Below are 6,557 nucleotides of genomic sequence, written 5' to 3'. Positions count from 1 at the left end.
TATATGACAAAAAGAGTATTAATTTTGATGAATTTTATGTATTTGCAGAACTTGGTTTATCAGGACAACTAAAAGATACAAGCACAATCTTTCCTATAATTCTATCCTTAGCTAGAAATAAAAAATTAAAAAAAGTTTTAGTTTGCCAAGATAGTGCAGAAAAAATATCTAATATTCCAAATATAGAGATTTATGTAGTAAAAGATATTGTTGAAGCTATTGACTTTTTTAACTCTAATGATAAAGAAAAATACAAATACAATAAAAATAGTTTACATTATGAAAAATTAATTATAAATGATGAGACTTTTTATTATGAAAAAAACTATGATGAAAATTTTTCAGATGTAATAGGGCAGGATTTAGCAAAGTTTGCTTCACTTATTTGTGCGTGTGGAAATCATAATATGATATTTGAAGGAAGTCCTGGTTGTGGTAAAAGTATGATAGCAAAAAGATTGAGATATATAATGCCTCCTATGAGTTTAGAAGAGATATTAGAAAAAGCTAAATTGCAATCTTTGGATTATAAAGAAGTAGATTTTATTCCTTTACGCTCTTTTAGAAGTCCACATCATACATCAACTAAATCTTCGATTTTTGGAGGAGGAAGTTCAAATGCAAAAATGGGTGAAATAGCATTATGTAATAATGGTATTTTATTTTTTGATGAACTACCTCATTTTTCAAAATCAGTTTTAGAGGCTTTAAGAGAACCACTTGAAGATAATAAAATACTTATTTCAAGAGTTAATTCAAAAATAATTTATGATACAAAATTTACTTTTGTAAGTGCGATGAATCCTTGTCCTTGTGGAAATTTACTTTCAAGTATAAAAGAGTGTAGATGCAATGAATTGGAAATTCAAAGATATAAAAATAGATTATCTGATCCTTTCTTAGATAGAATTGATTTATATATAATTATGAATGATAGTTTTAAAGATTCTAAAAACATTGTTACATCAGAAGAGTTACATGAAAAGGTAATAGAAGCTTTTAAAATACAAAAGAAACGAGGTCAAAAAGATTTAAATGGAAAACTAAAAGATGAAGATATAAAAAAATATTGTACCTTAGATGAAGAGTCAAGTTTTATTATGGAAAAAGCAATAATAAATTATCAATTATCTTTTAGAAGTATAAATAAAGTACTAAAAGTTGCAAGAACTATAGCTGATTTAAATTCAAATGAAAATATAAGTAAAAGTGATTTATTACAAAGTTTGAATTTTAGAAAGAGATAAATAAATTTTGATTGATGTATAATATAATTATTAAGAAATTATTTAAAAGAGTAAAAAATGAAAAATATACTAAAAAAAATATTTTTACTAACAATACTAATTCTTAGTCTAGAATCTAAAGAGATAAAAATTGGAATGTCAGCTGACTTTAGTGGTCCAATTGATTATTTAGGTAATAGTATGAAAACAGGTATTCAAACATACCTAAATGTAATAAATAAAACTTCTGAAAATAAATATAAACTTATTACTTTAGATGATAAATATAATCCAATTTCTGCTAGTAAAAATGTAAGAAAATTAATAAATGAAGAAAAGGTAGTTGCTTTCTTAGGTAATCTAGGAACACCAACTGCAAATGTTACCGTACCAATTGTAAATGAAAATAAAATTGTTTCATTTGGTGCTTATAGTGGAGGAGGGATTCTTAGAAATCCATCTTCAAATGAGTATATTTTTAATTATAGAGCTTCATATTCACAAGAAGCATATTACATAATTTTAAATTTATTAAAACAAGGTATTACACCAGAAGAAATGGCTTTTTTTACACAAAATGACACTTATGGTGATAGTGGATATTATGGAGCAATTAAAGCATTAAGAGATAGTGGATATGAAGATATAAGTAAAATTGTTCATAGCAGATACACAAGAGGAACAGAAAATATTGAAAATGCTTTAAGCAAAATCCTTGAATCAAATAAAAAAATAAAAATCATTTTAATGGTAAGTGTTGATAAACCAACTATTAAATTTATAAAATATGCAAAAGATGATTTTCCTGATATTAAATTTTTCTCTTTATCTCCTATAAATACAAGTGTTTTAATTGAAAAATTAGGGGGATACTCAAAAGATATCTATATTACTCAAGTTGTACCTTTATTAAATTCTGATTTACAAATAGTTAAGGAATTTAGAGAAAATATTAAAAGTGAATTTCCTCTAATTGCTCCTGATTTTATTTCACTAGAAGGTTATATTATTGCAAAACTATTTATTGAAGGTATAAAAGATATAAAAAATGAAGATGTAAATTCACAAAATATATTTAATGAATTAAATAAACTAAAAACAATTGATATAGGATTGGGATTTGAATCTTCTTTTGATAAAAGAACTCATCAATATAGTTCAAAAATTTGGTTAACAGGTATAAAAAATAATGAAATTGTTGAGGTTTCATGGGATAGCATTTTTAAAAGTAAGGATTAGTCATGATAGGATTACTTCAAAAAATATCTAATTACTTTTCAATTAAAACGATTGTAATATTTGGTGTTGTTATTATGGGATTAGTAATTGTAGGCTTTGCTTTTACTATGAGCTATTTATCATCAACAATCAAATATGATCAAAATACTTTAAAACATATATTAAGCTTAGAAAAACAAAATCAAGATATTTTAAATACTATTAAAGATTTAAATTATCTTGATACTGAAATACTTATGGCTTCATCTCTAAATAATTTAGAAAAATTTGAAAAAGAACTCTTAAAAGAACAAAAATATAACTTAATATTAAATATGTATAAAGATAATAATTATATACCTAAATATAATGAAGAGGTAAAAAATATAAGTAAATTAATAAATAGTGAAATTAATATACAAAATAAAATGTATATTTCTAAATCTGTAATTTTGTTTTATGAGAGTAATTTAGAAGAGTATAAAAATCAGATTGAAAATCATATAGAAAATATATCAATCCAAACAGAAAGAATATATGGAATTGCATCTCTTGCAACGCAAAGATATAATAGAAAACTAAAAGAAAAAACAGATTATAAAAATGAAAATTTAAATAAGATTATGAGTTTAACAAAAGACTTGGATTCTTCAATTTTAAGATTGCCAACTTTTTTAAATACAATAATCAATGCTAAAAATAAAGATATTATAAATAGTATAAGTGCAAATAATTTATCTCAATTATCTTTATTAATACAAAATAGTTTAATTAATATTCAACAATTTAAAACTTTTACAAATAACTTTAAAGATAGTATTGAAAAAATAAACTCAAGATATTCACAAATTAATGAACTTACAACTTTTATTATAATTTCTAGAAAACAACTATTACAAGAGCAAAAAGTATTAGAATCATTAATAGTTCAAAAAAATGATACAAATAAAAAAATATTTAAAAATCTAGATGTTTTAAATACTATATCAAATGAAATAAAACTTGATATATTAAATCACTCAGATAAGGTTTCTAAACAAACTACAATAATTATCCTTGCTGTTGGAATTTTCTTTTTAATATTAATCTTTTTATCTGCAAGTACATTAATCTCAAGAATTAATGTTCCTTTATCTTTTATACTTGAATATATTCATGGTGTTACAATGAATAAAGAGTATTTATCATCTCGTTTACCAATAACAACAAATGATGAATTTGGTAAATTATCAAAATCTTTTAATAAAATGACAAAAACAATAAGTAAAAATATAAAAGAAATAGAACACTTAAATGAAGAGATAGTAAATACTCAAAAAGAGGTAATCTTTACAATGGGTGCTATTGGTGAATCTCGTTCTAAAGAGACAGGAAATCATGTAAAAAGAGTTGCTGAGTATTCAAAATTATTAGCAATAAAATATGGATTAGATGAAAGAACATCTGAATTATTAAAAGAAGCATCACCAATGCATGATATTGGAAAAGTGGGAATACCAGATGCAATATTGAAAAAACCAGGACAACTTTTTGGTCAAGAGTGGAAAATTATGAAAACTCATGCTCAACTTGGTTATGAAATGCTAAAACATTCAAAAAGAGAGATTTTAAAAACAGCTGCAATTGTTGCTTATGAGCATCATGAAAAATGGGATGGTTCTGGTTATCCTCGTGGATTAAAAGGAGAAGATATACATATTTATGGAAGAATTACAGCTGTTGCTGATGTATTTGATGCATTAGGAAGTGATAGATGTTATAAAAAAGCTTGGCCTTTAGTTGAAATAAAACAATTTTTTATTGAAAATAAAGGTATTCATTTTGACCCTGATTTAGTTGATGTTTTTTTTGAGAACTTGGATGAATTTTTACTTATTAGAAAAAAATATGAAGATACATTTGATTAGGGTTTAACGCTTTGTAATTACAATAATGGTAGAATAAAAGCTTTAATTTATAAAAGCTATTAATAAAATATAGCTTGAGGAGAAATAATGACTAAATGTGGTTATGTATCGGTTGTAGGTAGACCAAATGCTGGTAAGAGTTCTTTACTAAATTGGCTTGTTGGTGAAAAGATTGCAATGGTTTCACATAAGGCAAATGCAACAAGAAAAAGATCTAATATTATTGTTATGCATGAAGATGATCAAATTGTATTTGTAGACACACCTGGAATTCACGAAACTGAAAAATTAATAAATAAGTTTATGTTAGATGAAGCTTTAAAAGCAATGGGTGATTGTGACTTAATTTTATTCCTAGCACCTGTTACTGATAAATTAACACATTATGAAGACTTTTTAGTTAAAAATAAAAAGAATGTAAAACATATCTTATTATTAACTAAAATTGATAATGTAACAAATGAAGAAGTTTTAGAAAAAATGAAAGAGTATGAAGTTTATGCAGACAGATATGAATCAGTAATTCCTGTTTCAATCAAAAAAGCTACAACTCATGCTAATATTTTAGATGATGTTGTAAAGCATTTACCAGAACATCCTTATTTATTCGATCCTGAGATTTTAACTACTGAACACTTAAGAGATATTTTTAAAGAGTTTATTAGAGAATCAATTTTTGAGAATATTTCAGATGAAATTCCTTATGAAACAGATGTATTAATAAATAAAGTAGAAGAAAAAGATAACTTAGATGTTATAAAAGCTACTATTATTGTACAAAAAGGTACTCAAAAAGGTATGATTATTGGTAAAGGTGCAACTGCAATTAAAAGAATTGGTAAAGATGCAAGACTTAAAATTGAAAACCTAACAGGTAGAAAATGTTACTTAGAACTTTTTGTATCTGTTAAAAAAGGTTGGACTAAAAATAAACAAGGATTAAAAGACCTTGGATATGATGTAACTTTATAAACATAACTAATATTATTAATTAAGGTCTAAAAAAGTTATATATAATAAAATAACCTACTTTTAATAGTAGGTGTTTTATGAAACAAATTGCAAATATAAAAGATATCAGAACTATTATTGTTAATGTTTCTGAGAAAATTGAGGATAAATATCTTCAAGATTTTACTTATAATAGTTTAAACTTACAAAAAATAAATCATGATAAAAATGATTTTATTTTTACAAACTATCTTCCTTACTCAAACAATTATCAAATTATTATAATTAATAAAAAATATAAATATATACTTCCTCAAATACTTGAAATGTATTATATAAATAAAAAGAATATTAATAGTTTTGATTTATTTATTTTAGATGATTTTTTTGTTTTATATAAAGATATGAAAATGTACTATTTCCAAAAACTAGATTATAAGATTTCTGATGTAGAGATAAAAGAGTATATTGTAAAAAAACTCAAAATTAATATTGAAAATATTTTTGAAATACAAAAAGAGACATTACAACAATATCAAATAGATTTTAATAAAAAGGCAAAAGAAGAACTTATAAACATTAAAGATATAAAAAACAATAGTTTTAAAATTTATCTATTATCTATATTACTTTTATCCTCACTTACCTTTTCCTATTTTGCTTTTTTTATTGATAATAATAGTAAAGAAGAAATACTAAATAATCATAATGAAAAAGTAAAAAATGAAATAGAAAAATTTATACAAAATAATAAATATAAACCATTATTACAAGATTTTTTATTAATAATGAAAGAACTAAAAAACTATAAATTAAATTTAGAATCTTTTGAATATAAATTAAATAAAGTTCAATTAACTGCAAGTGCATTAAAAAAAGATGATATTTATCTATTTATAGAATTATATAAAAATAAACTACTCTCAAATAAAGTTCAATATATAGAAAATGAGAGTAAATATAAAGTAGTAATTGATGTACAATTATCTAAATAATAAATTTAATAATTCAAGTAAAAAAGTAAAAATAGAAATATATTTATTAACACTTGTTCTTTTTTTTGTATTCTTTTTAATAATAGAGGATTATAATAAATCAAATACTATTACAAAAATACAAAATAGTTTTAAACTACCTAATCAAACTTTTACAGGTTCTTTTTTTGACTTAAGTAAAGAACTTGAAATCTATGCAAAAAATAAAAAGATTAAAATTACAAAAATTGAAAATCAAAAAAGAGTAATAAATATTGAAG

At 22.9% G+C, this 6,557-nt stretch carries 6 protein-coding genes; all 6 read left to right on the top strand.

Annotation, left to right across the window (positions count from 1 at the left end; all coding sequences use genetic code 11):
* The coding region (locus ACERKK_RS09920; RefSeq protein WP_373772924.1) for a YifB family Mg chelatase-like AAA ATPase at window positions 1–1,247 on the top strand (1,247 nt) is incomplete at its 5' end.
* Window positions 1,248–1,304: 57 nt separating this feature from the next.
* Window positions 1,305–2,465: an ABC transporter substrate-binding protein gene (locus ACERKK_RS09915; protein WP_373772923.1), complete on the top strand. Its 1,161-nt coding sequence runs from the start codon at window positions 1,305–1,307 to the stop codon at window positions 2,463–2,465.
* 2 nt (window positions 2,466–2,467) lie between these two features.
* Window positions 2,468–4,351 carry an HD domain-containing phosphohydrolase gene (locus tag ACERKK_RS09910; protein WP_373772922.1) on the top strand — a complete coding sequence of 628 codons (1,884 nt, stop codon included), beginning with the start codon at window positions 2,468–2,470 and terminating at the stop codon, window positions 4,349–4,351.
* Between the two features lie 87 nt (window positions 4,352–4,438).
* The gene (era, locus tag ACERKK_RS09905; protein WP_373772921.1) at window positions 4,439–5,323 is read left to right on the top strand and encodes a GTPase Era; all 885 of its coding nucleotides are present in this window, start codon (window positions 4,439–4,441) and stop codon (window positions 5,321–5,323) included.
* Between the two features lie 77 nt (window positions 5,324–5,400).
* Window positions 5,401–6,297, top strand: a complete 897-nt coding sequence (locus ACERKK_RS09900; protein WP_373772920.1) for a hypothetical protein — start codon at window positions 5,401–5,403, stop codon at window positions 6,295–6,297.
* Window positions 6,278–6,557: hypothetical protein (locus ACERKK_RS09895; protein WP_373772919.1), on the top strand; the 280-nt coding region annotated here is incomplete at its 3' end. The genes ACERKK_RS09900 and ACERKK_RS09895, both read left to right, overlap by 20 nt.

The organism is Poseidonibacter sp. (assembly GCF_041821165.1).
Lineage (GTDB): Bacteria > Campylobacterota > Campylobacteria > Campylobacterales > Arcobacteraceae > Poseidonibacter.
Note: the sequence above shows the minus strand (reverse complement) of the source record. Positions and strands in the feature narration are given on the sequence as shown.